Origin of the sequence: Vogesella oryzagri, assembly GCF_040148885.1 — a bacterium.
GTDB classification, from domain to species: domain Bacteria; phylum Pseudomonadota; class Gammaproteobacteria; order Burkholderiales; family Chromobacteriaceae; genus Vogesella; species Vogesella oryzagri.
Genome location: NZ_JBEFLD010000002.1, coordinates 340,452 through 364,317 on the forward strand (window position 1 = coordinate 340,452; position 23,866 = coordinate 364,317).

Below are 23,866 nucleotides of genomic sequence, written 5' to 3' on the forward strand. Positions count from 1 at the left end.
ATCAGGGAGGCGAAAAATAACATTGGCATCAATAGCTTGCAACGCGCCCCGGCCAATCGGCCAGTACCGCGCCAAGGCCACGCTGCGGCAAGGTGCCGCTGCGGCAAGGTGCCGCTGCGGCACACCCGCCGGCCCATTCTGGATTTTAATGCGGCCAACGTGTTCTGCCGCCTGCGTTATGCTGCACACAGTGTTTTCTGCCCGGATGTCATCATGAGCCACCCCCAGTTATCCCTGCCCGCCGCCCGCGCGCTGCACCTCGCCGCCCAGGGCATGTTGACCACCCCGCGGCGCAAGGCAACCAAGGCCGATGTGCTGGCCGCCATCCGCCGCATGGCGCTGCTGCAGATCGACACCATCAGCGTGGTGGCGCGCAGCCCCTACCTGGTGCTGTTCAGCCGCCTAGGCAACTACGACCCGGCTTGGCTGGACGAACTGCTGGCCGAAGGCGCGCTGTTCGAATACTGGGCGCACGAGGCCTGCTTCGTGCCGCGCGAGGACTACCGCCTGTTGCGCCACCGCATGCTGAACCCGGCGGCGATGGGCTGGAAGTTCTCGGTGGAGTGGATGAAGAAGCACCACGCCGACATCGAACAACTCATCGCCCACATCCGCGAGGCTGGCCCGGTGCGCTCGCGCGATTTCGAGCGCCAGGGCGGCAAGGGCAACGGCTGGTGGGACTGGAAACCGGAAAAACGCCACCTGGAAGTGCTGTTCACCAGCGGCCGGCTGATGGTGCGCGAACGGCAAAACTTCCAGCGCGTGTACGACATCGCCGAGCGCGTGTTGCCGGAGTGGGACGACGCCGCCCACCTGCCCGCCGATGACGAGGCGCGGCAGGACATGATCCGCGCCAGCTGCCGCGCGCTGGGGCTGGTGAAGACCGGCTGGGTGGCCGACTACTACCGGCTGCGCCGCGGCAACGACAGCGCCAGCCTGCACGCGCTGGCTGACGGCGGTGAGCTGCTGCCGGTGCGGGTAGACGGGCTGAAGGGCGACTTCTTCGTGCACCACAGCCTGTGCGAGCAACTGACGTTGGCCGCAGACGGCAAGCTCGGCGCCAGCGCCTGCAGCCTGCTGTCGCCGTTCGACCCCATCGTGTGGGACCGCAAGCGCGCCAGCGAGTTGTTCGGTTTCGACTACCGCATCGAGTGCTACACCCCGGCGCCCAAGCGCCAGTACGGCTACTTCGTGCTGCCGCTGCTGGTGCGCGGCAAGCTGGTGGGGCGGCTGGACGCCAAGGCGCACCGCGCGCAGGGAGTGTTCGAAGTGAAGGCGCTGTACCTGGAGCCGGGCGTGCGCCTGAGCCAGCGCCTGCGCGACGACATCATGACCGCGCTGCAGCGCGCCGCCGACTGGCACGGCACGCCGCAGCTGCGCTTCGGCAGCGTGCCGGACGGCTGGTAAGCCTGCGGCCAACGTTGGCCGCAGCGTTCACGCCAGCCGGCGCTGCTGGCGCAGGGTGTGGATGCCGGTGAGCAGGATCGCCCCCCAGATCGGGCCGTAGGTCAGCAGCGCGCCGGCGGTAACCGGTTCGCCCAGCAAGGTAATGGCCAGCACGAACAGCAGCGCCGGCTCGACATAGCCCAGCAGCCCCCACAGCCCCATCGGCAGCAGGTGGCTGGCGGCGATATTGCATAGCAGCGCCACCGAGCTGACCAGCCCCAGCCCCGGCAGCAGCAGCCAGTATTTGATCTCGTGCAGCACGATCCAGCCAGACGGCTGCTGCCAGGCCAGCATCAACAACGCCAGCGGCAGCATCAGCGCCATCTCCAGCGCAAAGCCGCACACCGCATCCAGCCCGGTCATGCGCCGCAGCACGAAATACGGCGGATAGCCCAGCACCACCAGCAGCGTCGGCCACGCCAGGCCCTGGGTCAGCCAGATCTCGTGCCCCACCCCCAGCAGCGCCAGCGCCACCGCAATGGCCTGCAGCCGGTACAGTTTTTCGCCGTACAACAGGCGGCCGACCAGCACCATCACCAGCGGCGCCAGGAAGTAACCCAGCGACACCGCCACCACTTGGCCATGGAACGGCGCCCACAGGAACAGCCACAGCTGCACCCCCATCAGCGCCGCCATCAACGGCACCAGCAGCAGCAGTTTCGGCTCGCGCCACAGACGGCGGCAGGTAGCGACAAACAGCGGCATCTTGCCGGAAAGCTGCAGGATCAGCAGCACCCCGGGCAGGGTGCAGACGATGCGCCAGGCAAAGATGGCGACGCTGTCCAGCGGCGCCAGCAGGGTGACGTAGCCCGGCAGCATGGCAAACAGGGACGAGGCCAGCAGCGACAGCGCGATGCCGCGCGGCGACGGGGCGGTGGGGTGGGACATGACAAAACCGTTGGCTAGGGTGGAGGCGCTATGCTGCCTGTGCTGCGTCGCAGCAGCAAGCCTGCCGTGGCCGCGGCGCGCCGCCATCTTGGCCGCCCGCGATCCACATCAGCCAGCGCCAGGCCAGTCCGCCGTGTGCGGCGGCCGCGCGTTTACGGCGCCGGGTGCTCCGGCTGCAGCAGCGCGCGCAAGCGTGGCAGCACGAAATCGAGGAACACCTGGTATTTGCGCGGCATCGGCTGGCGGTACGGGTGCACCAGGAACACCGGCCAGCGGTCGCTGTACCAGCCGGGCAGCACGCGTTGCAGCTGGCCGCTGACCAGCGCCGGCTGCACCAGGAAATCCGGCAGCGCGCCGATGCCATGACCCTGCAGCGTCAGCATCAGGTTGTTCTGGTACAGATTGCAGTCCAGCAGCGGCGGCGCCGGCTGCAGCGGGTGCAGCTCCGCACCACGGCACAGCGTCAGGCAGCTGCCGTCCATGATCAGCCGGTGCGTGGCCAGTTCATCCGGCGTCTGCGGCCAACCTTGCGCCGCCAGGTAGTCCGGCGTGGCGTACAGCGCCTCTTCCACCCAGCCCAAGGGCCGCGCCACCAGCGACTCGTCGTGCACCTTGCGCGAGCGCAGGCAGAAGTCCAACACGTCGGCGATCGGGTCCTGCACGCGGTTGTTCACCTCCAGCCGCAGCCGCAGGCCGGGCTGCTCGCGGGCGAGATCCGCCAGGATCGGCGCCAGCAGCTGCGACACCGATACATAGGTGCTCACCACCAGCGGCCCTTCCACCGCGCACTGTGCGCTGTCCACCGCCGGCTGCATCTGCAGCAGGCTCTGCCGCAGCGCCTGGGCGTGCGGCAGCATGCGCTGGCCGGCCTCGGTCAGCGCCAGCCGCCGCGTGGTGCGCAACACCAGCACCGCGCCCAGCTGTTTTTCCAGCGCCTTCAGCCGCAGGCTGACCATGCTCTTGGTGCAAGCCAGTGCCTCGGCGGCGGCGGTGAAGCTGCCGCAGCGCGCCAGCGCTTCGAATGCCAGCACTTCGTCTGGCGACGGCATTGTTTTCATTTTCTCGACAAACCATCAAGGAAACTGCGGTTTATCTGCACCGATCAGCAGATTAGGCTGACAACTACGCCAACCACTCAACAGTGAGGATGCCATGAAGCTGTTACGCCGCCTAGTTACCTACTGGTCCAGCCGCTGGACGCTGCTGCCCGACACCCAGTTATCCTGCGCCGAGCGCACACTGGAGCAGTTGCGTCATCAGGCCGAAAGCCTCAGCCGCGGCCGCTGGCTGTGATGGCCATGCGGACGGCAGCCGCCGCTGCCGTCCGCGGCTACAATGCCGTTTTCCCGCCACGCCAGCTGCCATGTCAGTGATCTACCACGCCCACGTCTACTTCCTGCCGGAACAGGCCGAGTTCGCCGCCGCACTGCACACCACGTTGGCCGCACAGCTGCCGCCCGGCTGCTGGCTGGGGCGGCTGATCCACCGCGAGGTGGGGCCGCACACCCGGCCGATGTTCGAGATCGACTTTGCCGACACGCTGCTGCCGGCGGTACGCGCGCTGCTGGAACAACACCGCGGCCCGCTGCCGGTGCTGCTGCATCCGCAACTGGCCGATGAGCTGGCCGCCCACACCACGGCCGCCAGCTGGCTGGGCCAGCCGCTGGCGCTGAAGCTGGACACCCTGAGCCGCAGCTAATCGCCGCCGGGCTGGTCGGCCGCCTCCGGCGCTGACGGCGGCTGCTTGCCCGGCTGCTGCAACAGCTGACGCTGGCCCTGCTTGATCAGGTCCAGGTCCGACAGCAGCTCCCAGGTCAGGTGATCCATGCGCTTGTGCAGGCCGTCGATCGCCGCCTCGGCCTTCAGGTTCACTTCGAAGTCGCGAATCATGGTCATGCGGTCGCGCGCCGTCTGCCGGTTCTGCGACATCATGATGATCGGCGCCTGGATCGCCGCCAGCATCGACAGCATCAGGTTGAGAAAGATGTACGGATACGGGTCGAAGGCACGGGTGCCGAGCAGCTCGCTGTTGATGAACGCCCAGCTCACCAGAAAGCTGCCGAAAATCATGATGAAGGTCCACGAGCCGCCAAACTCGGCCACCCGGTCGGCCAGCCGTTCGCCGAAAGTCGGCCCCCGGTCCGGCAGCGCGTGCTCCGGCCGCACCGACTGCAGCTTGCGCGAGATGCGCATCAGCGCCTGCAGCTCGCGCTCGGCCAGCCCGCCCACCCCGGTATGCAGCAGGTGTTCGGCCAGGTATTTGATGTCTTTGCTGGTGGGATTCATGCTGCACCTCCGCACGGATGGAATGGATTCTGCCGCCATTGTCCTGCCATTGCCGTGCCGCCGGCTGTATCTGCATGTGTCCACATGTAGCCGCCGGCAACGACAAACAAAACGGGCCGCCCGAGGGGCGGCCCGTTGCACGCGAGCAGACTGGCGTTAACCGCTGTTGCGCAGGCCGGCGGAAATACCGTTGATGGTGAGGTGGATGGCGTACAGCGCGTCCTCGTCGTCCGGGTTATCGCGCAGGCGCTTCAGCAGCTCTACCTGCAGCAGGTTGAGCGCATCCAGGTACGGCAGCCGGGTGTCCAGCGAGCGCGCCAGCGTCGGGTTGCCCTGCAGCAGCTTGTCCTGGCCGGTGATGGCGAAGAAGGCGGCCAGGGTGGCGTCGTACTCCGCCTGCAGGCGGCCGAACAGGCGGTCGGCCAGCGCCGCGTTGCCCACCAGCGCGGCGTAGCGGCGCGATATCTGCAGGTCGGCCTTGGCCAGTACCTGCTCCATGTTGGACAGCATCACCTGCAGGAACGGCGAACCGGCGTACAACTCGCGCAGGCGCGTCAGGCCGGCTTCCTCGCCGTGGGTATCCAGGAACGCACGCACCGCGCTGCCGAAGCCGTACCAGCCCGGCAGCATCACCCGCGACTGCGACCAGGAGAACACCCACGGAATGGCGCGCAGGTCCTTGATACTGGCCAGCGTCTTGCGCGACGCCGGGCGGCTGCCGATGTTGAGCTTGGCGATGGCGCCGATCGGGGTGGCTTCCATGAAGTACTGCATGAAACCGTCGGACTCCACCAGCGCGCGGTAGGTCTTGAAGGCGTGGCCGGACAGCTCCGCCACCGCGCTTTCGTCGGTGATGCGGCTGTCGCCGTGCGCCAGCGTCGATTCCAGTGTCGCCGCCACCAGCGCTTCCAGATTGCGGGTGGCGTTGTCCGGATCGGCGAACTTGGCGGTGATCACCTCGCCCTGTTCGGTAATGCGGATGCGGCCAACCACGGTGCCGGCCGGCTGCGCCATGATCGCCTCGTAGGACGGACCGCCGCCGCGACCCACCGAGCCGCCACGGCCGTGGAACAGCCGCATCTTGATGCCGGCGTTGTCGAACACGCGCACCAGGCGCTGCTCGGCCTGGTACAGCTGCCACTGGCTGGTGACGTAGCCGCCGTCCTTGTTGCTGTCGGAATAGCCGAGCATCACTTCCTGCACCCCGCCGCGGCTCTTCAGCAGCTGCTGGTACCACGGCTGCGCGAACAGCTGCTGCATGATGCTGGCGGAGGCGTCCAGGTCGGCAATGGTTTCGAACAGCGGCACCAGATTCAGGCTGATGGCCGGCACGCCGCCGTCCAGGCGCAGCAGGCCGCATTCCTTGCACAGCAGCGCCAGCGCCAGGATGTCGGACACGCTGGCGCAGTTGGAGATGATGCACTGCGCGATGGCGCCGTCACCGAACTGGTGCTGCACCAGCGCCGCCTCGCGGAAGATGGCCAGCTCTTTCTCGCTGTCGGCGCTGTAGCTGAGGAACGGCGAGTACAGCAGCCGCGGGGTGGCCAGCTCGCGCAGCAGCACGCGCACGCGCGCCGCCTCGTCCAGCGCGTCGTATTGTTCCAGGTTGGCGTGGGCGAACAGCTCGCTGACCACACCGGCGTGTTTCTCGGCGTGCTGGCGCAGGTCCAGCGGCATCAGGTAGAAGCCGAACACGTCCACCGCGCGCTGCAGCTTGCCCAGCCGGCCGTCCACCAGCAGCGCGCTGCCGTGCTCGATCAGCGAATCGATCAGTGTTTGCAGCTCGGCCTGCAGTTCAACGGCGCTGTGGTACGGGTTGCCCGCCGTCCAGCGACCGCGCAGCGGCAGCCCAAGGTTGGCCGCCGTGGCCGACAGCCGGCCTTCGATGGCGGCCAGCGCCAGGCGGTACGGTTCTTCCTTGCGGCTGATGGCGGTGTCCGGCGAGGCGGCGGCCAGGCACTTCACCCCGGCCGATACCTGCACGTGGCGCTGCGATAGCGACAGTTCGCGATACAAACCCGCCAGTTCGTAGAAGTAATGCTTGAACGCCACCTCGGCCTGGCGCGTTACCGCATGCCGCAGCACGCCGGCGTCGACATTGGGGTTGCCGTCGCGGTCGCCGCCGATCCAGCTGCCCACGCGCAGGAAGGACGGGATGTCGGCCTGCTCGCCCCACAGCTCGCGGATCTGCTTGCCCAGGCGGTCGTACAGCGCCGGGATGGACTGGAAGAACGACAGCGGGTGGTAGGCGACGCCGTTTTCGATTTCGTCAGCCACCGTCATCTTGAACGGACGGATCTCGGTGGTCTGCCACAAGGCGTGGATCACGCGGGTGAGCTTGGCCTCCACTTCCTGCTCTTCTTCCGGAGTAATCTCGACGGAAGACAGCTGTTGCAGGAACTTGCGCACCGCGCGGTGGCCGTCCAGCACGCTCTGGCGCTGCACCTCGGTGGGGTGGGCGGTGAGCACGGCGCTGACGCTGGCATCCTGCAGCGCGGCATTGAGCTGGGCAAACGGCACGCCGGCTTCGTGAATGGTGGACAAGGCGCGCGACAGGCTGCCGCGCTGCGGCGCACTGCCGGCACGCTGGTGCGCGCGGCGGCGGCGGGCGTGGTGCAGGTCTTCGGCAATATTGAACAGCTGCGAATACAGGCCGCAGGCACGCACCAGCGCACTGGTTGCCGCCGGGGTCAGCCGCTGCACCAGCTCGTCGGTGCGGCGGTCGTGCTGCAGCGCGCCGGCCGGGATGGCGCGGATTTCGTCCACCACGTCGTCGCCGGCCTGTTCGCGCAGCAGCGCCTCCAGCAAGCGGTTAAGGCGCGCGAGGTCTTCGCGCAGCGGCAAGTCCTTGTCCAGATCTGTCATGCTCTGTTTTCCCTGATAGTCATTGTCATCAAATCCCTGCAGAATCAGCGCCATGCATCCAGCCCTCGTGTTACTACCGGACTTTCTGCTGATCCTGTGCGGCTTCGCACTGCGGCGCAGCGGCTTTATCTCTGCCGCTTTTCTTGCCGAAGCGGAACGCTTCATCTATTTCATCCTGTTTCCACCGTTACTGTTTCGCGCCCTGGCGCACGCAACGCTGGATATTGCCGCCAGCGTGCCGATGCTGGCCGCCGGCCTGTTGTTTACCGTCGCCGCCTTCCTGCTGGGCAGCGCCGCCAAACCATTGTTCAAACTGCCGCAACCGTCGTTTGCCGCCGGCAATCAGGGCGCCTACCGTTTTAACAGTTATGTGGCGTTTGCGGTAATGGGCGCGCTGGCGGGCGAGCCCGGCATCGCCACCATCGCGCTGCTGTGCGGCGCCATGGTGCCCATCGTCAACCTGTTCGCCGTCTGGCAGCTGGCGCACGGCAGCGGCCGCGGCATGGGCCACGAGCTGATCCGCAACCCCATCATCTGGGGCATCAGCAGCGGGTTGGCGGCCAACCTTGCCGGCCTGGCCATCCCCGCGCCGCTATTTGCCGCCATCAGTCACCTGGCCGATGCCGCGCTGCCGCTGGGGCTGATCACCGTCGGCGCCGGCCTGCGTTTCGAAGCGCTGCGCCGCTTTGCCGCGCCGCTGCTGTACTGGAACGGCATCAAGCTGCTGGTCGCACCGCTGATCGCGCTGGCGGCGGCCCAGCTGCTGGGCATCAGCGGCCTGTATCGCCAGGCGCTGCTGGTGATGAGCATGCTGCCCACCGCCACCTCGGCCTACATCCTGGCGGTACGCATGCAGGGCGACGGCAAACTGGCGGCGGCAGTGGTCACCAGCTCCACGCTGGCGGCCATGCTGACCATGCCGCTGCTACTGTCTTGGCTGCAGTGACGGCCTTGTTCATCCTGCCGCAAAAATCCGCCTTCGTGTAGTTAAACTACACGTACTGTTGCAGCTACACACACTGCCCTGCGTCAAGGTGGCGCCGGGCGGCCATGCTAGAATCGCGGCCATCCCTTTTTACCTGCAGGACCGCCCGTCATGAACAAGCTCGTCATCGCCAGTCGCGAAAGCAAACTCGCCATGTGGCAGGCCGAACACATCAAGGCCCGCCTCGAAACCCTGTACCCGCAGCTACAGGTGGAGATCCTCGGCATGACCACCCAGGGCGACCAGATCCTCGACAAGACCCTGTCCAAGATCGGCGGCAAGGGCCTGTTCGTGAAGGAGCTGGAACAGGCACTGCAGGATGGCCGCGCCGACATCGCGGTGCACTCCATCAAGGACGTGCCGATGAACCTGCCGGCAGGCTTTGCCCTGGCCGCCATCTGCGAGCGCGAAGACCCGCGCGACGCCTTCGTCTCCAACAACTACAGCAGCCTGCACGAGCTGCCGGCCGGCGCCGTGGTCGGCACCTCCAGCCTGCGCCGCGAATCGCAGATCCGCGCCCGCTTCCCGCACCTGACCATCAAGCCGCTGCGCGGCAATGTGCAGACCCGGCTGCGCAAGCTGGATGAAGGCGAGTTCGACGCCATCATCCTGGCCGCCGCCGGCCTCAAGCGCCTGGAACTGGCCGAACGCATCCGCGCCGAGCTGGCACCGTCCGAGAGCCTGCCGGCCGTCGGCCAGGGCGCACTGGGCATCGAGATCCGCGCCGACCGCAGCGATCTTCTGGAACTGCTGGCACCGCTGAACCATGCCGACACCGCCGCCTGCGTTAGCGCCGAGCGTTCGCTGTCGCGGGTGCTGGGCGGCAGCTGCCAGATTCCGATCGGCGGCTTTGCCACCATCACCGACGACGTGATCACCCTCGGCGGCTTCGTCGCCCACCCGGACGGCTCGGTAATGCTCACCGCCAGCGCCAGCGCACCGCGCGACTACGCCGACGCGCTCGGCCGCGCAGTCGCCAAGCAGCTGCTGGAGCAGGACGCCGCCCCGCTGATCGCGGCGGTGATTGCCGAACAAGCCGACAAGTAATATGCCCGCCCCGCTGCCGCCCACGCTACTGCTGGTTCGGCCACAGGCGCAGGCCATACGGCAGCAGGCCGAGTTGGCGGCGCTGGGCATCCGCAGCCTGCCGTTCTGCGCGCTGGACACCGTGGCCGATGCCACGGCGCTGGCGGCCTTGCCGCAGCAGGCCGCCGCCTGCGACGGGGTGATCTTCGTCAGCCCGTCCGCCATCGACATCGGCTGGCCGGTAATCGCCACCAGCCTCCCCCCAAGCACCATGCTAGCCTGTGTTGGTGCCGGCAGTGCCGGCAAGTTGGCCGCCAGCAGCCAGCGCGCCGTCATCGCACCGGCACAGGGCAACGATAGCGCGGCGCTGCTGGCGCACCCGGCGCTACTGCAACTGGCGGGGCAACACTGGCTAATCGTGCGCGGAGCGGACGGCCGCGCACAACTGGGGGAGACCCTAGCCAGCCGCGGCGCGACAGTCAGCTATGCCGACATCTACCGCCGCCAGCCGCAGCCGCTGGACTGGGCGCTGTTCCGCCAGCTACAACACAGCGGGCAACTGGCCGGCCTGCTGGTGGCCTCCAGCGAGGCGGCCGAGGCGCTGTTTGCCGCCGCCGGCCACGCCGGCATCACCACGTTGGCCGCACAGCGTTTCTTTACCCTGCACCCGCGCATTGCCCAGCGACTGCAGGCGCTTGGCGCCCAGCGCATCACGTTGTGCGATGGCAGCAGTGCCGCCGTGGCCCGCATGCTGAGCGCTTAGCAGCGGCGCACAATTCTGGCAGCCCCACTACTTGGGCGTTACAATGCCCCAAAGTTTCTGGCGTAATGCGCCACCCTGCTAACCCGGCCGCGCCATGCGGCCAACTTGTGGTTACCTGCATCCCATGAGCGAAGCCAATTCCGTCAACAGCGGCAGCACCCTGCCCGCCAAGAAATCCGTCAATCTGGCGCTGATCATCGCCATCGCGGCGCTGGGCGTGACCGGCTGGCAGTATTTCGAAACCCGTCAGCAACTGACCGACGCGCAAACCGCGCTGGCCACCCGGCTGGCCGAAAGCGGCGGCAGCACCAAGGCCATCCAGACCCAGACCGAGCAGGCGCTAGCAGCCACCCGCGCCGCCGAAGCCAAGCTGGCGTTGCTGGAAGCGCGCGTCAACGAATCCGCCGGTCAGTACGCCACGCTGGGCGCCATGTACCAGGAACTGACCAAGAATCGCAGCGACTGGCTGCTGTCTGAAGTGGAGCACACGCTGGCAATCGCCAGCCAGCAGCTGCAGCTGGCCGGCAATGTCAGCGGCGCCATTACCGCGCTGGAGATGGTCAACGATCGCCTGGGCCGCTTCGACAGCCCGGCGCTGATCCCGGTGAAAAAGACCGTGGCCAAGGATCTGGAAACACTGAAGGCGCTGCCCTACCTCGACAGCGTCGGCCTGACGGTGAAGCTGGACACCCTGATGCTGGGTGCGGAAACGCTGCCGCTGGTGATCGACCATCACCGCCTGGCCAGCAGCACTGCGCCAAGCGCGCTGCCGGCCGATGCACCGTGGTGGGAGCGGCTGCTGGCCGATGTCAGCCACAGCCTGGGCGAGATGGTGCGCATCCGCCGCATGGACAAGCCGGAAGCGCTGCTGCTGGCGCCGGAGCAGGCGTTCTTCCTGCGCGAAAACCTCAAGCTGCGGCTGCTGGATGCCCGCCTGGCGCTGACCCAGCGCGATGGCGCCACCTATCAGGCCGACCTGGCCGCCGCCGGCCAGTACGCCAAGCGCTACTTCGACGGCGATGCACCGGCGACGCAGAAATGGCAGGCCACCCTGGGCGAGCTGGCCGCAGCGCAGCTGAATGTCACCCTGCCGGACCTGTCCGCCAGCCTGAAAGCCGTGCGTGACGCGCAAGGCACCAGCGGGAGTGCGCCGTGAGATTCGTATTCTGGATTGTCGGGCTGTTTGCCCTGGCGGTGCTGATCGGCCTCGCCTCCACCCTCAACACCGGTTACGCCATCCTGTTCGTGCCGCCGTACCGCATGGAGGTGTCGTTCAACCTGCTGATCGTCGCCATCGTAGTGCTGATCCTGCTGGCCTACGGCGCGCTGCGCCTGATCGGCATTGCGGCCAACCTGCCGGCCGAGGTGCGCACCTTCCAGCGCCAGAAGAAGCTGAAGGCCGCGCGCCACGCGCTGCGCGAAGCCGCGCTGGCGATGTTTGAAGGCCGCTACCAGCGCGCCGAACGCGAAGCGCTGAAGTCGATCGACGACGAATACTCCAGCGAGAACCAGGCGCTGGCGCTGCTGATCGCCGCCCGTTCCGCCGCCAGCGTCGGCGACAACGCCAAGCGCGACGGCTATCTGGCGCGGCTGGAAAGCATGCCGGAGCGCAGCCAGCTGGCGCGCCACATGGTGGAGGCGCAGATCCGCATGGATGCCAAGCAGCCGCTGGAAGCACTGGCCGCCATCGAGCGCGCCCGCGCCATCAGCAGCAATCTGACCTCCGCGCTGCGGCTGGAGCTGAAGATCCGCCTGATGCTGAAACAGCCGGAACAGGTGCTGCAACTGACCGAAAAGCTGCTGAAAGCCGATGCGCTGGAAGCCGAGCAGGCACGTCGCTACCGCCTGGCCGCCTACCGCCAGCAGCTGGCCAGCTTCACCAGCGAGCAGGAAGTCCGCAGCTGGCTGAAACGCATTCCGGAAGTGGAACGACAGAACCCTGACCTGGTGTCCGACACTGCCAAGCAGCTGATCGCGCTGCAGGCCTTCGGCGCGGCTGCCGAACTGATTGCCGGCGCGCTGTCCAACGACGAGCAGGCCACGCCGGAACTGGCGCGCGAGCTGGGCATGCTGGCGGAGCATATCGACAGCCAGCGCCGGCTGACGCTGATGCGCGATGCGGAAAACTGGCTGAAGTCCCGTCCGCACGACCACATGCTGCTGCTGGCACTGGGCCGCCTGGCCCGCGCCGAGCAACTGTGGGGCAAGGCGCAGAGTTACCTGGAGGCCAGCCTGTCGCTGCAGCCCACCCTGTGCGCCCACGCCGAGCTGCATCAGCTGTTCGACACCATCGGCCGCGAGGACAAGGCCGCGCAGCATCAGGCGCTGGCACTGGAGATCGCGCTCAAGCAGGGCTGCTAACGCCTAGCCAGGCAGCCACAATGCAAAAAACCGCCGGTAACGGCGGTTTTTTTATTGCCGGGCGCCAGCGCTCAGATCGCTGCCACGCCCAATGCGGCCAACTCGGCGGCACTCAGGTGCCGCCACTGCCCGGCCGGCAAATCACCCAGCGTCACCTCGCCCAGCGCCAGACGGTGCAATTGCGCCACGCGGTTGCCGGCGGCCGCCACCATGCGCTTCACCTGGTGGTACTTGCCCTGGGTGATGCTCATGTCCAGCACACAGTCGCCGACTTGCGCCACGCTATCGGCGCGCAGGGTTTCGTTTTCGTCGTGCAGCAGCACGCCCTCGCGCAGGCGCTGCAGCAGCGCCTCGGTCACCGGATGCTTGGTGGTGACGCGGTACAGCTTGGGTACCTGCTTCTTCGGCGACGTCATCGCGTGCACGAACTGGCCATCGCTGGAAAACAGCAGCAGCCCGGTGGTATCCACGTCCAGCCGCCCCACCGCGCTGAGATCCAGATTACTCATCTGCGGCGGCAGCAGCCGGTACACGCTGGGATGGTGCACCGGCTTGTGCGAGGTTTCGTAGCCTGCCGGCTTGTGCAGCAGCAGATACAGCGGCAGGGTCAGCAGCGGCCAGTCCTGGCCGTCCACCGTCAGGCTGCGGACGTTGGCCGCATCCACCTGCTGGCGCCAGTCATCCGCATCGACGCCATCGACGGCGACCAGGCCATAGTCAATCAGTTGCCGGCATTCCTTGCGGCTGCCAAAGCCTTGTTGTTGCAGCAATCGGTACAGTTCCATCGCGCCATTCTAGCATTGTCGCCACTGCGGCCGCGCTGGCGGCCGTTCAGCCAAACCACCGGCCATGGCGCCGGAACCCGCTCCCACAATGCCAAACCCCGCGGCAGCGGGGGGGGCTGGCCAATTAATTACGTAATAAATAAATGTAAAGCGTAAATTTATTACGAATTCACACGCACAGGCCATGCCACCTGCCCGCGCAAGCAGATAAGTAGCAGCCAAAAATCCAGCCACCTGCAGCGTAAAAACAGGCTGTTCACCCGGTTCCCAAGCCGACATCCGGCCATGCACAATGCGACATGCCGCGCGCCGCCTCGTGGCCGCCACCACCCACCCAAGGAGAACACCATGTCTGAAATCAGCCTGCGGCTGGCCACCCGCGCTGACCTGCCCGCCATTGTTGCCATCTACAACAGCACCATCGCCGGCCGCATGGTGACGGCCGATCTGGAGCCGGTATCGGTAGCAAGCCGGGAAGACTGGTTTGCCGCCCACAGCCCGGATCGCCGCCCGCTGTGGGTGGCCGAGCAGGATGGCCACATGCTGGGCTGGATCAGCCTGTCCGACTTCTACGGCCGCCCGGCCTACAACGGCACCGCCGAAGTCAGCATCTATCTGGACGAGGCCTGCCGCGGCCGTGGCCTGGGCCGTCGCCTGCTGCAGGAAGCCATCGAACGGGCACCGGCCTACGGCGTGGACACGCTGCTGGGCTTCATCTTTGGTCACAATGCCGCTAGCATGAAACTGTTCCAGCATTTCGGTTTTGCCGAGTGGGCCAACCTGCCGCAAGTGGCGGTGCTGGATGGCGTACGCCGCGACTTGATCATTCTGGGCAAAAAGCTGGCTCCGCATTCTTGATAGCAGCCGTTAACGGCTGTTGCCCGATTTTTACTGCCAAAACCATCAATTACCATCAGGAGCACCCATGCTGCTTAGCCCGGAACAGTTGCTTGCCTTTCTGCCCGCCGCGGTGCTGATCACACTGTCACCGGGCCCGGACAACCTGATGGTGCTGAGCCTGGGCATCGCGCGCGGCCGTCGCGCCGGCATGGTGTTCGGGCTGGGCTGTGCGCTGGGCTGCCTCAGCCATACCGCTCTGGCGGCGCTGGGGGTCGGCGCCTTGCTGGCCGCCTCGCCGATGGCCCTGCAGGCGTTGAAGCTGCTGGGCGGCGGCTATCTGGTGTGGCTGGGCTGGCAGGCGCTGCACAGCGCCGGCGCCACGCTGCATAGCGGCCGGCAACCGGCTGCGGCACCGTCGCTGTGGCGCCTGTTCGGCAAGGGTTTGTGCGCCAATGCCGTCAATCCCAAGGTAATTCTGTTTTTTCTGGCATTTCTGCCGCAATTCATCAGCAGCGGCGGCGCTGCCGGCTGGCAGACCCTGCAGCTTGGCGCGCTGTTCACCCTGCAGGCGGCGCTGCTGTTCGCCACCCTCGGTTACTTCGCCGGCCATGCCGGCAGCTGGCTGAACACCTCGCCGCGGCGCGGCATGTGGCTGGATCGCCTGGCCGGCACGGTGTTCATCGCACTGGGCCTGCGCTTGATGGTGACGCGCTAGCCGCCACGCGCATCGGCAAAAGCGACAACTTGTCAGCGCAATTGCATAAATTGTGCTGACAAGTCATTAAAGCCAACGCCAGCCATGCCGCCGCACCCGCTTCATGCCAGAATGGCTTAAGAATCGCCATTTGTACCCAATCATGCTCCCTACCCAGCAACTGGCCGGCAGTCACGGCCAACGTGTAAAGATCACTGCCTCCGGCATCCTGATCAGCCTGCTGCTGCTGCTCGTCGGCAGCATGGAGCTATTCAGCTCCTACCGCAGCACCCTGGAGCAGGGCTACAACCAGGCACGCATCGACAGCCTGCTGTTTGCCGAGTGGATGCAGCAGGATTTTCGCGAGGTGGAGCTGCTGCAGAACATGCTGGCCGAGCAGCTGGAAGAGCAGGATTTCACCATCCGCGAGGGTGCCGAACGCACGGCACTAGAAAGCCGGCTGGTGCGCGCCATGCGCGGCGTACCGCAGGCCTACGACATGATCCTGGTGGATAACCACTGCCGCCTGGTGCTGTCGTTCAAGATTTCCCCCGGCTTCGATGCCAGCGAAGCCGGCTATTGCAAGGCCATGCTGACGCCCACCCGCGACGACCGCTTCGTCAGCCCGCGCTTCCAGAGCGCCAGCGGCGAGCCGGTGGTGGTGGCCACCCAGCGCGTACGCGGGCTGAACGGCCGCGTCATCGGCCTGATCGGCACCGTGATCCGCACCAGCCACTTCCAGCAGCAACTGGACCGCAACGTATTCAACAGCCGCTACGATGCCATCAGCTTTACCGACAGCCAGCAGCAACTGCTGGCGCGCCTGCCGTCGCTGTCCGCGCTGCCCGCCACCCCGCTGCTCGACAGTCACGCCCGCGCACTGCTGCAAGGCAGCGACAGCGAAGACAGCTACGAGCGGGTGTCGCCGCTGGATGGCCGCACCCGGCTGCACTCCACCCGCAAGCTGGAACGCCTGCCGCTGCTGGTCAGCGTCGGGCTGGACAAGAACACCCTGCTGCAACCGTGGCTGAGCAAGACCTGGCTATTCCTGCTGACCTGGCTGCTGGTCAACCTGCTGCTGGGCTACGGCATCCGCCGCTATCTGCACAACACCCAGCTGGCCGACGCACTGGCAATTCGCAGCGTGGCCATCGACCACGCCGCCGAAGCCATCGTCATTGCCAACGCCAACGGCGTGGTGGAATACGCCAACCCGGCGTTTGAACGCATGACCGGCTACAGCAATACCGCGGTGCAAGGCCAGGCCACGCTGGATGAGCTGCTGCTGGGCGAGCACCCGGAGCAGAAAGACCAACTGCTGCAATCGCTGATTGCCGGCGAAACCTGGCGCGGCGAGCTGGCCAGCAAGCACCGCGATGGCACCCCCTACCAGGAAACCGTGTCGGTGGCGCCGGTACTGTCGCCGGAAGGCCGCGTACAGCACATGGTGGCGATCAAGCACGACATCACCAACGCCAAGCTGCTGCAGGCCGAGCTGCAACGGCTGGCCAATACCGATGAGCTGACCGGACTGTATAACCGCCGCCAGTTCATGCTGCGCACCAGCGAGGAAATCGCCCGCAGCCATCGCTGGGAACGGCCGCTGTCGCTGGCGATGCTGGACCTGGATCACTTCAAGCTGTTGAACGACCGCTATGGCCACCCGTTCGGCGACGAGGTGCTGCGCCGCTTCGCCGCCTGCTGCCAGACCGCGGTGCGGCTGGAAGACGTCTGCGGCCGGCTGGGCGGTGAGGAGTTCGCCATTCTGCTGCCGGATACCGACCGCTACAGCGCCCGCCAGGTGATGGAGCGGGTGCGCGAAGCCGTGGCCGCGCTGGAGCTGAGCAACCCGCTGGGCGGCGAGCCGGTGCAGTTCACCGTCAGCATCGGCATCAGCGAGCTGTATCCGGGCGACGCCACCGCCACGCCGATGATGGCGCGCGCCGATGCCGCGCTGTATCTGGCCAAGCAGGAAGGCCGCAACCTGGTGCGCGCCGGCTAGCCAGCACCCGCGCCCGGTCGCCGCCGCCAGCGCGGCACCATGCCACGGCGGATAACGCGCCGCCAAACGCCGCAAGCTTGCGCCAGCGCAAACGTTGGCCGCATGCCCGCCGCCCCGTGCCGGTGACGCGGCAAGGCCCGCCAGTGCAGGCTGACCGCCGCAGTGCGCCCGGCCGCGGCCGCCCGGCGCGCGGCTGTGTCCGCCATTTGTCCCCGATCTGTGCCTGTCTCTGCTGCGGCACGCTGCCTAAGCTCGGCGCCAGTTCACTCACCGGGCGCAGAGCATGGCCATCCCCATCCATTTTGTTTCCAGCAAGGTCTACCCGCGGCTCACCAGCGGCCGCTTCAACAACTGGCGCATCGCCTTCGTCGTCCTCACCCAGCTGCTGTACTTCGGCCTGCCGTGGCTGCAGTGGGGCGGTCGCCAAGCGGTGCGTTTCGACTTCGCCAGCATGCGCGGCTACCTGTTCGGCCTGACGCTGTTGCCGCAGGACCTGATCTACCTGGCCGGCAGCCTGATCATCGCCGCGCTGGGGCTGTTCCTGTGGACCATGCTGGCCGGGCGGCTGTGGTGCGGTTTTTCCTGTCCGCAAACCGTCTACAGCCAGATCATGCTGTGGCTGGAGCGCTGGGTGGAAGGGCCGCCCAATGCCCGCCGCAAGCTGGACGCCGCGCCGTGGGGGGCGGAAAAGCTGCTGAAGAAGGGCAGCACGCAAAGCCTGATGCTGCTGTTTTCGCTGTGGACCGGCCTGACCCTGGTCGGCTATTTCACCCCGATGCGCGAACTGGCGGCCAACCTTGGCGCCGGCCACATCGGTACCTGGGAGGCGCTGTTCGCGCTGAGCTATGCCGGCCTTACCTGGCTGCTGGCCGGCCATCTGCGCGAACAGGTGTGCAAGCACATGTGCCCGTATGCGCGCTTTCAGGGTGCGATGTTCGATGACCACACCCTGCTGGTGGCCTACGACAGCAACCGTGGCGAACCGCGCGGCGCGCGGCGCAAGGAGGCGACCACGCTGACGGCGCAGGGCGACTGCGTGGATTGCGGCCTGTGCGTGCAGGTGTGTCCGGTCGGCATCGACATCCGCGCCGGGCTGCAGTACGAGTGCATCGGCTGCGGCCTGTGCGCCGATGCCTGCGACGAGGTGATGGACAAGTTGGCCGCACCGCGCGGCCTGATCCGCCTCACCACCCAGCACGCGCTGGAGCAAGGGCGGCAACCCAAGCTGTGGCAGCGGCCGCGGGCACTGGTGTACGGCGGGCTGATCGCCGCGGTGGCGCTGGCCATGCTCACCAGCCTGTGGCTACGCCAGCCGTTCCGCGTCGACATCCTGCGCGACCGCGCGGTGATGGCACGCGAAACCCAGGACGGCAATATCGAGAACGCCTACACCGTGCGCATCTTCAACACCTTGCCGGACGCACGGCAGTACCGGCTGGCAGTGAGCGGCGAGGGCGTGGTGGCGGTGCAGCCGGCCGAGCCGCTGCACGTGCCGGCCGATGGCGAACGCAGCTTTATCGTCACCGTGGCCGCCGATCCCAATGTACTGGCGCGCGGCAGTCACGAAGTCACCTTCCAGCTGCAGGATGCGGCCAACCCGCGGCAGCAGGTCAGCGAAGAAGCGCGGCTGCTGATGCCCTAAGTGCCACGCCGCAGTGCGCGCGCCAACCAGTCCAGCGCCGGCTGCTGGCTGGCGGCATCGAAATAGCTGGCATTCAGCCGCAGCGCGTGACGGCCGGCGTCGCCCGGCTGGCACAGCGTGCCAGGCGCCAGCTGGATGCCGTGCTGCTGCGCCTCGGCCGCCAGCGCCACGCAGTCGGCCGGCAGCTGTTCCAGCCACACAAAATACGCCCCTTCGGCCGCCGGCAGCGCGCAACCCGGCGGCAGCAGCGGCCGTAACGCCGCCTCCAGCGCGCGCACCCGTTCCGCCAGTTGCTGCCGCAGCCGGCACAGGCCGGGCAGGTGGCGGCCGCCGGACAACAGCTCGGCCAGCGCCAGCTGGTTGGGCAGCGGGCTGGCCAGCGTCTGCGCCACTTTCAGCCGCCGCGCCAGCTCGGCATAGCGCCCGGGCAGCAGCCAGCCGACGCGGTAGCCCGGCGCCAGCGACTTGGAAAAAGTGCCGCACAGCAGCACGCGGCCGCCACGGTCCGCCGCGCGCAACGGCAGCGGCATCTGCTCGTCAAACCCCAGCTGGCGGTAGGCATCGTCTTCGATCACGGCGACATCGTAACGCTCGGCCAGCGCCAGCAGCTGCTGCTGCGTGGCGGCCGGCAGGCTGCGGCCATGCGGATGGGCGAACGCCGTCATCAGCGCGATGCCCTGCACCTCGCCGCGCGCCAGCGCCGCCTGCAGCGCGGTGGTGTCCAGCGTGCCGTCCGCCGCCGGCTGCAAGGGCAACAGCGCGACGCCGTGTTCCGCCAGCCAGCCCAGCAGGCCGGGAAACGCCGGCAGCAGCACCGCCAACGTTGGCCGCACCACGCCGTGGGTGACGGCGGCAATCGCCAGCGACAGCGCCTCCATGCCGCCGCAGGTGATCAGCACCTCGTCGGCGTGCAGCTCCCAGCCTTCGGCGGCGGCATTGCGCGCCAGCTGGCGGCGCAGCGCCGGCAGCCCGGCCAGCGCCGGCTCGGCCAGCGCCTGGTGGTAATGGCGCATGGCGCCGACGAAGGCGTGGCTCAGCGCGCGGGTGTCGTACAGCGCGGGATGGGGAAACGGCGCGCCCAACGGCGCGATCAGCCGGTCGTCGGCGGCGCTGGCACCGGCCGCCACCACATAGCCGCGCCGCGGCTGCGCCTCGGCAAAGCCCAGCCGCTCCAGCTCGTAGTAGGCGCGGCGCGCGGTGTTGAGGCTGACGGTGTGCTGCTGTACCAGCTGCCGCAGCGAAGGCAGCGCATCGCCGCGGCGGTAGTCGCCGCGCTCGATCGCGCTGATGATGCCTTGCACCAGTTGGCCGTATTTGCTCACGCTGTGTCTTCCACCCGCAAAAGGGCGATTATGCCGTGCGCGGGGCAGGGCGGGGAATCAGCGCTGGCGCCGCTCCAGCGCGGCATAGACCTCTTGCCGGGTGCGCGCCAGCAACGCGGAAAACTCGCCGCTGTCGCGCATCTTCTTCAGCTCGCGGTTGAAGCGCGCCGCCAGCTCGGTCGCGCGCGGATGCTTGCGCGAGATGGCGATGCACAGCGGCGTGCTCCAGTAGGCGCGCTCCTGCGGCACGATGCGTGCCGCCTGGCTGGGGCTGAGATAGAGCAGGGTGGCCAGCATGCCGGCCTCGCTTTCCATCGGAAACAGGTCGATGCGCGCGGCGGCCAACTTGCGCAGATTGCTGATGTCGTCGCCGACCACGTCCACCTGCAGCACGCCCTTGTCCTGCAGCTGGGTAAAGGTGTCGGAGTAGAAATTGCCGGCGGTGATGCCGAAACGGTAGCGCGACAGGTCGGCCAGCGTCTGCCACGGGTAGCGCTCGCCGCGGCGCTGGAACAGCACCATGCGGAACGGCAGGACTTCGTCGGTGAACAGCAGGTCGCGCTGGCGGTCCGCGTTCGGCGTCCAGCCCACGCTGCCGTCCACGTCGCCGTTGCGCGCCAGCTGGATGGCGCGGTTGTTGGGATACCAGCTGTAGCGCACCTTGACGTTGCTGCGGCGGAACACCTCGCTCACCAGCCGGCTCATGATGCCGCCGTAGCGCAGTTTTTCGCCGATCAGCGGCGCATATTCCGCATTGGAAAAATGCACGCTCAGCGGCGCCTCCGCCGCATGTGCCGCCCACGGCAGCAGCCCGAGCCAGGCCAGCAATATCTTGCGCCACATAGTGTCCCCCTTGTTGCCGCTTTTTTTATAGCCATAGCGTAAACCGGCGGCCGTGGCGGCGACAAACGACAAGCGGACAGGTGCGGCCAACTAGGGCTGCCGCAGGCTGCGCGGTGTCTGTCCGGTGAGGCGCTTGAAGAAACGGATGAAGTACGCCGGCTCGGAGAAGCCCAGCTGGTCGGCGATCTGGTTCACGTTCAGCGTGGTGTACACCAGCAGGCGCTTGGCCTCCAGCAGCAAGCGCTGGTGCAGCAGCTGCAGTGCGGTGTGGCCGGTCTGGCGGCGGCAGACGCCGTTGAGGTAGGCGGTGGACACCCCCAGCTGGTGCGCATAGCGGCTCACCGCCCAGTGTTCGCGATAGTGTTTTTCCAGCAGCGCGCCAAAGCGCTGCAGGTGCTGGCTGCCGCGCTCCGGGCGCTCGGCCGGGCCCTCGCCCTGCGGCAGCTGGCGGCTGAGCCACACCAGCAGCGCGCACACCAGCGAGCGCAGCAGCACGTCGCGCCCCGGCGCCGGGTTGGCGTATTCCTCGGCGATGGCGGCAAACAGGCTGTCCAGGTAATGCCCGCCGCGCGCCACCGGAAAACAGTGCGGCTGCTGCAGCACCGGCGCGCACACCCCCAGCTCCTGCTGCAGCCAGCTCACCAGCGGCGCCGCCAGGGTCAGCACATAGCCTTCGATGTCGGCATGAAAACGGAAGCCATGCACGCTCAGCGCCGGCACCAGCTGGATCGCCGGCTGCTCCAGCCGCGTGTGCTGGCCCTCCACGTACAGCTCGGCCGGGCCGCGGCGCACGTACAGCAGCTGCCACAGGTCGCTGTGGCGATGGCGCTCGATCTCCCAGCCATACAGCTGGCTGCGACTGGAAATGGTCTCGCAATGCAGCAGATCCACCGTCGGCCAGTCACTGCCTTCGCCATACAGTTTGAACACCGGCACCCCGGCCAGTCCTGCTTGCATCGCACGCTCCCGCTTGTTTCCAAAAGTCCTGTTTTTGTACGCGATATTGCCTGTTTTGTCTGCGGTGCCTGACGAAAAATACTGTCACAGCGCGGCACGTAATCGCGCCACTACAAAACGGGACACACACAGGAGTCAGCATGAACATGAAAACCAAGGTCGCCATCATCGGCGCCGGGCCGTCCGGCCTGCTGCTGGGCCAACTGCTGCACAAGGCCGGCATCGACAACATCATTCTGGAACGCCAGACCCCGGATTACGTACTGGGCCGCATCCGCGCCGGCGTGCTGGAGCAGGGCATGGTCAACATGATGCGCGAGGCCGGCGTGGCCGAGCGCATGGACCGCGAAGGCCTGGTGCACGACGGCATCGAGCTGATCTACAACGGCAAGCGCGACCGCATCAACCTGAAGGAACTGACCGGCGGCGACACCGTGGTGGTGTACGGCCAGACCGAAGTCACCCGCGACCTGATGGAAGCGCGCGCCGCCTGTGGCGCCACCACCATCTACCAAGCCGAGAATGTGCAGCCGCACGAGCTGAAGGGCGAAAAGCCCTACATCACCTTCGAGAAAAACGGCGAAACCGTGCGCCTGGACTGCGACTACATCGCCGGCTGCGACGGCTTCCACGGCGTGTCGCGCAAGAGCATTCCGGAAGACGTACTCAGCCACTTCGAGCGCGTGTACCCGTTCGGCTGGCTGGGCCTGCTGTCCGACACCCCGCCGGTCAACGAAGAGCTGATCTACGCCCAGCATGAGCGCGGTTTTGTGCTGTGCAGCCAGCGCTCGGCCAGCCGCAGCCGCTACTACCTGCAGGTGCCGCTGACCGACAAGGTGGAAGACTGGTCCGACCAGCGCTTCTGGGACGAGCTGAAGACCCGCCTGCCGCAGGACGTGGCCGCCAAGCTGGTGACCGGCCCGTCGCTGGAGAAAAGCATCGCCCCGCTGCGCAGCTACGTGGTGGAGCCGATGCAGTACGGCAAGCTGTTCCTGGTCGGCGACGCCGCCCACATCGTGCCGCCGACCGGCGCCAAGGGCCTGAACCTGGCCGCCTCCGACGTGTGCTATCTGTACCGCATCCTGGTGAAGGTGTACCAGGAAGGCCGCACCGAGCTGCTGGAAAAGTACTCGGAGCTGGCGCTGCGCCGCATCTGGAAGGCCGAGCGCTTCTCCTGGTTCATGACCAACCTGCTGCACGACTTCCCGGGCGCCGACGCCTTCGACAAGCGCATGCAGCGCACCGACTACGACTACTACACCAGCTCGCCGGCCGGGCTGAAGACCATCGCCGAAAACTACGTCGGTCTGCCGTTCGACGAAGTGGACTAACGCTTTCCCTTTCCGCGTTCCCCACGCCTTGGCCAGCACGGCAACCGCCGGTGCTGGCTTTTTTATTGGTTCCCCCTGCCACCGGGAAAGTGGCACTTACCAAGGAACCACCCGTCCGGCAGCATCACGCCATGTCCTTGTTTGCCCTGGAGTGATGCATGCCGTTCTACCAGCCCCCGTCGTTTACCGCTGCGGCCAACGTTGGCCGCACCCTGGCGGCAGAGTTTCCGTTTGCCACCCTGATCACCCAGCAGCCGGACACGCCGTGGCTCAGCCACCTGCTGCTGCTACCGGACCCGCACGACCCGGATTGCCTGCTGGGCCACCTGGCCGCCGCCAACGGCCACAGCGCCGCGCTGCTGCGCGCCCCCAGCGTCGCCATCTTCCACGGTGAGCACGACTACATCTCGCCGCGCTGGTATGTCAGCCCCGGCATGGTGCCGACCTGGAACTACCGCGTCGCCCATGCCCACGGCCAGGCCGAAGCGGTGAGCGGCGACGAGCTGAGCGCGCTGCTGACGCAGCTGGCCGCGCGCTTCGAAGGCGCGGACGGCTGGTCGCCAGCGCAGCTGCCGGCCGCCGCGCTGGCGGCGATGCAGCGCGGCATCGTCGGCTTCCGGCTGCGGGTCAGCCGCTGGGAGGTGAAGGAAAAACTCAGCCAGAACCGCGCGCCGCAAGACATTGCCGCGGTAATCGCCGCCTTGCAGGCGGGTGACGCCGGGCAGCAACAGCTGGCCGCCCGCATGTTGGCCGCAGCCGGCGGCTGACACGGCGAAGGTGCCGCCAGCGGGCCGGGGGTCTATACTGCCGGCCTTCCCAGCCTTAGCCGA

22 protein-coding genes are annotated in these 23,866 nt (G+C 67.2%); 14 read left to right on the forward strand and 8 right to left on the reverse strand.

Annotated features, from left to right (window positions below; all coding sequences use genetic code 11):
* Window positions 1-213 precede the first annotated feature (213 nt).
* On the forward strand, window positions 214-1,407 hold the full coding sequence (locus ABNW52_RS04330) for a winged helix-turn-helix domain-containing protein (protein ID WP_349584505.1): 1,194 nt from the start codon (window positions 214-216) through the stop codon (window positions 1,405-1,407).
* Between the two features lie 27 nt (window positions 1,408-1,434).
* On the opposite strand, the gene rarD is transcribed toward ABNW52_RS04330, so the two are convergent.
* Both rarD and ABNW52_RS04340 read right to left on the reverse strand, forming a co-directional pair.
* Window positions 1,435-2,334, reverse strand: coding sequence for an EamA family transporter RarD (gene rarD, locus ABNW52_RS04335; protein WP_349584508.1), 900 nt, complete (start codon window positions 2,332-2,334; stop codon window positions 1,435-1,437).
* Window positions 2,335-2,486: 152 nt separating this feature from the next.
* Window positions 2,487-3,392 carry a LysR family transcriptional regulator gene (locus ABNW52_RS04340; RefSeq protein WP_349584511.1) on the reverse strand — a complete coding sequence of 302 codons (906 nt, stop codon included), beginning with the start codon at window positions 3,390-3,392 and terminating at the stop codon, window positions 2,487-2,489.
* 94 nt (window positions 3,393-3,486) lie between these two features.
* Here ABNW52_RS04340 and ABNW52_RS04345 point away from each other — a divergent pair, with 94 nt between their 5' ends.
* Both ABNW52_RS04345 and ABNW52_RS04350 read left to right on the forward strand, forming a co-directional pair.
* Window positions 3,487-3,627 (forward strand): hypothetical protein, encoded by a 141-nt coding sequence (locus tag ABNW52_RS04345; RefSeq protein WP_349584514.1) that lies wholly within the window; start codon window positions 3,487-3,489, stop codon window positions 3,625-3,627.
* A 70-nt stretch (window positions 3,628-3,697) separates the two neighbouring features.
* Window positions 3,698-4,033 (forward strand): DOPA 4,5-dioxygenase family protein, encoded by a 336-nt coding sequence (locus tag ABNW52_RS04350; protein ID WP_349584517.1) that lies wholly within the window; start codon window positions 3,698-3,700, stop codon window positions 4,031-4,033.
* On the opposite strand, the gene ABNW52_RS04355 is transcribed toward ABNW52_RS04350, so the two are convergent.
* Both ABNW52_RS04355 and ppc read right to left on the reverse strand, forming a co-directional pair.
* Entirely contained in the window at window positions 4,030-4,620 is a 591-nt protein-coding gene (locus ABNW52_RS04355; RefSeq protein WP_349584520.1) for a DUF1003 domain-containing protein, read from the reverse strand. The genes ABNW52_RS04350 and ABNW52_RS04355 overlap by 4 nt on opposite strands.
* Window positions 4,621-4,776: 156 nt before the next feature.
* Entirely contained in the window at window positions 4,777-7,485 is a 2,709-nt protein-coding gene (ppc, locus tag ABNW52_RS04360) for a phosphoenolpyruvate carboxylase (RefSeq protein WP_349584523.1), read from the reverse strand.
* A 52-nt stretch (window positions 7,486-7,537) separates the two neighbouring features.
* Between ppc and ABNW52_RS04365 the strand changes: the two genes are divergently transcribed.
* From ABNW52_RS04365 to ABNW52_RS04385, 5 genes are all read left to right on the forward strand, one after another.
* Entirely contained in the window at window positions 7,538-8,431 is an 894-nt protein-coding gene (locus tag ABNW52_RS04365; protein WP_349584525.1) for an AEC family transporter, read from the forward strand.
* 150 nt (window positions 8,432-8,581) lie between these two features.
* Window positions 8,582-9,517 carry a hydroxymethylbilane synthase gene (gene hemC / locus ABNW52_RS04370; protein WP_349584528.1) on the forward strand — a complete coding sequence of 312 codons (936 nt, stop codon included), beginning with the start codon at window positions 8,582-8,584 and terminating at the stop codon, window positions 9,515-9,517.
* Window position 9,518: 1 nt separating this feature from the next.
* The gene (locus ABNW52_RS04375) at window positions 9,519-10,259 is read left to right on the forward strand and encodes a uroporphyrinogen-III synthase (RefSeq protein WP_349584531.1); all 741 of its coding nucleotides are present in this window, start codon (window positions 9,519-9,521) and stop codon (window positions 10,257-10,259) included.
* A 124-nt stretch (window positions 10,260-10,383) separates the two neighbouring features.
* Window positions 10,384-11,415, forward strand: coding sequence for a uroporphyrinogen-III C-methyltransferase (locus ABNW52_RS04380; RefSeq protein ID WP_349584534.1), 1,032 nt, complete (start codon window positions 10,384-10,386; stop codon window positions 11,413-11,415).
* Entirely contained in the window at window positions 11,412-12,620 is a 1,209-nt protein-coding gene (locus ABNW52_RS04385; protein WP_349584537.1) for a heme biosynthesis HemY N-terminal domain-containing protein, read from the forward strand. Before ABNW52_RS04380 ends, ABNW52_RS04385 begins: the two co-directional genes overlap by 4 nt.
* A 71-nt stretch (window positions 12,621-12,691) precedes the next feature.
* Here ABNW52_RS04385 and ABNW52_RS04390 read toward each other — a convergent pair whose 3' ends face one another.
* Window positions 12,692-13,405, reverse strand: a complete 714-nt coding sequence (locus tag ABNW52_RS04390) for a pseudouridine synthase (RefSeq protein WP_349584539.1) — start codon at window positions 13,403-13,405, stop codon at window positions 12,692-12,694.
* Window positions 13,406-13,753: 348 nt separating this feature from the next.
* Here ABNW52_RS04390 and ABNW52_RS04395 point away from each other — a divergent pair, with 348 nt between their 5' ends.
* From ABNW52_RS04395 to ccoG, 4 genes are all read left to right on the forward strand, one after another.
* On the forward strand, window positions 13,754-14,263 hold the full coding sequence (locus ABNW52_RS04395) for a GNAT family N-acetyltransferase (RefSeq protein ID WP_349584542.1): 510 nt from the start codon (window positions 13,754-13,756) through the stop codon (window positions 14,261-14,263).
* A 67-nt stretch (window positions 14,264-14,330) separates the two neighbouring features.
* Window positions 14,331-14,960, forward strand: a complete 630-nt coding sequence (locus ABNW52_RS04400; RefSeq protein WP_349584544.1) for a LysE family translocator — start codon at window positions 14,331-14,333, stop codon at window positions 14,958-14,960.
* Window positions 14,961-15,102: 142 nt separating this feature from the next.
* On the forward strand, window positions 15,103-16,941 hold the full coding sequence (locus ABNW52_RS04405; RefSeq protein WP_349584547.1) for a sensor domain-containing diguanylate cyclase: 1,839 nt from the start codon (window positions 15,103-15,105) through the stop codon (window positions 16,939-16,941).
* A 283-nt stretch (window positions 16,942-17,224) separates the two neighbouring features.
* Window positions 17,225-18,583 (forward strand): cytochrome c oxidase accessory protein CcoG, encoded by a 1,359-nt coding sequence (ccoG, locus tag ABNW52_RS04410; protein WP_349584549.1) that lies wholly within the window; start codon window positions 17,225-17,227, stop codon window positions 18,581-18,583.
* On the opposite strand, the gene ABNW52_RS04415 is transcribed toward ccoG, so the two are convergent.
* The 3 genes from ABNW52_RS04415 to ABNW52_RS04425 form a co-directional block, all read right to left on the reverse strand.
* Entirely contained in the window at window positions 18,580-19,905 is a 1,326-nt protein-coding gene (locus ABNW52_RS04415; protein ID WP_349584551.1) for an aminotransferase-like domain-containing protein, read from the reverse strand. The genes ccoG and ABNW52_RS04415 overlap by 4 nt on opposite strands.
* A 57-nt stretch (window positions 19,906-19,962) precedes the next feature.
* Window positions 19,963-20,748, reverse strand: coding sequence for a substrate-binding periplasmic protein (locus ABNW52_RS04420; RefSeq protein WP_349584554.1), 786 nt, complete (start codon window positions 20,746-20,748; stop codon window positions 19,963-19,965).
* A gap of 90 nt (window positions 20,749-20,838) precedes the next feature.
* Window positions 20,839-21,705 (reverse strand): helix-turn-helix domain-containing protein, encoded by an 867-nt coding sequence (locus ABNW52_RS04425; RefSeq protein WP_349584557.1) that lies wholly within the window; start codon window positions 21,703-21,705, stop codon window positions 20,839-20,841.
* Between the two features lie 140 nt (window positions 21,706-21,845).
* Between ABNW52_RS04425 and pobA the strand changes: the two genes are divergently transcribed.
* Both pobA and ABNW52_RS04435 read left to right on the forward strand, forming a co-directional pair.
* Window positions 21,846-23,036 (forward strand): 4-hydroxybenzoate 3-monooxygenase, encoded by a 1,191-nt coding sequence (gene pobA / locus ABNW52_RS04430; protein ID WP_349584560.1) that lies wholly within the window; start codon window positions 21,846-21,848, stop codon window positions 23,034-23,036.
* Between the two features lie 158 nt (window positions 23,037-23,194).
* Window positions 23,195-23,803: an FMN-binding negative transcriptional regulator gene (locus tag ABNW52_RS04435; protein ID WP_349584563.1), complete on the forward strand. Its 609-nt coding sequence runs from the start codon at window positions 23,195-23,197 to the stop codon at window positions 23,801-23,803.
* The last annotated feature ends 63 nt before the right edge of the window (window positions 23,804-23,866 follow it).

What these genes read in the sequence shown, in the direction of transcription:
- ABNW52_RS04330 (WP_349584505.1), top strand. Translation starts at nt 214, where the DNA reads ATGAGCCACCCCCAGTTATCCCTGCCCGCCGCCCGCGCGCTGCACCTC.
- rarD (WP_349584508.1), bottom strand. Translation starts at nt 2,334, where the DNA reads ATGTCCCACCCCACCGCCCCGTCGCCGCGCGGCATCGCGCTGTCGCTG.
- ABNW52_RS04340 (WP_349584511.1), bottom strand. Translation starts at nt 3,392, where the DNA reads ATGAAAACAATGCCGTCGCCAGACGAAGTGCTGGCATTCGAAGCGCTG.
- ABNW52_RS04345 (WP_349584514.1), top strand. Translation starts at nt 3,487, where the DNA reads ATGAAGCTGTTACGCCGCCTAGTTACCTACTGGTCCAGCCGCTGGACG.
- ABNW52_RS04350 (WP_349584517.1), top strand. Translation starts at nt 3,698, where the DNA reads ATGTCAGTGATCTACCACGCCCACGTCTACTTCCTGCCGGAACAGGCC.
- ABNW52_RS04355 (WP_349584520.1), bottom strand. Translation starts at nt 4,620, where the DNA reads ATGAATCCCACCAGCAAAGACATCAAATACCTGGCCGAACACCTGCTG.
- ppc (WP_349584523.1), bottom strand. Translation starts at nt 7,485, where the DNA reads ATGACAGATCTGGACAAGGACTTGCCGCTGCGCGAAGACCTCGCGCGC.
- ABNW52_RS04365 (WP_349584525.1), top strand. Translation starts at nt 7,538, where the DNA reads ATGCATCCAGCCCTCGTGTTACTACCGGACTTTCTGCTGATCCTGTGC.
- hemC (WP_349584528.1), top strand. Translation starts at nt 8,582, where the DNA reads ATGAACAAGCTCGTCATCGCCAGTCGCGAAAGCAAACTCGCCATGTGG.
- ABNW52_RS04375 (WP_349584531.1), top strand. Translation starts at nt 9,519, where the DNA reads ATGCCCGCCCCGCTGCCGCCCACGCTACTGCTGGTTCGGCCACAGGCG.
- ABNW52_RS04380 (WP_349584534.1), top strand. Translation starts at nt 10,384, where the DNA reads ATGAGCGAAGCCAATTCCGTCAACAGCGGCAGCACCCTGCCCGCCAAG.
- ABNW52_RS04390 (WP_349584539.1), bottom strand. Translation starts at nt 13,405, where the DNA reads ATGGAACTGTACCGATTGCTGCAACAACAAGGCTTTGGCAGCCGCAAG.
- ABNW52_RS04395 (WP_349584542.1), top strand. Translation starts at nt 13,754, where the DNA reads ATGTCTGAAATCAGCCTGCGGCTGGCCACCCGCGCTGACCTGCCCGCC.
- ABNW52_RS04400 (WP_349584544.1), top strand. Translation starts at nt 14,331, where the DNA reads ATGCTGCTTAGCCCGGAACAGTTGCTTGCCTTTCTGCCCGCCGCGGTG.
- ABNW52_RS04405 (WP_349584547.1), top strand. Translation starts at nt 15,103, where the DNA reads ATGCTCCCTACCCAGCAACTGGCCGGCAGTCACGGCCAACGTGTAAAG.
- ccoG (WP_349584549.1), top strand. Translation starts at nt 17,225, where the DNA reads ATGGCCATCCCCATCCATTTTGTTTCCAGCAAGGTCTACCCGCGGCTC.
- ABNW52_RS04420 (WP_349584554.1), bottom strand. Translation starts at nt 20,748, where the DNA reads ATGTGGCGCAAGATATTGCTGGCCTGGCTCGGGCTGCTGCCGTGGGCG.
- ABNW52_RS04425 (WP_349584557.1), bottom strand. Translation starts at nt 21,705, where the DNA reads ATGCAAGCAGGACTGGCCGGGGTGCCGGTGTTCAAACTGTATGGCGAA.
- pobA (WP_349584560.1), top strand. Translation starts at nt 21,846, where the DNA reads ATGAACATGAAAACCAAGGTCGCCATCATCGGCGCCGGGCCGTCCGGC.
- ABNW52_RS04435 (WP_349584563.1), top strand. Translation starts at nt 23,195, where the DNA reads ATGCCGTTCTACCAGCCCCCGTCGTTTACCGCTGCGGCCAACGTTGGC.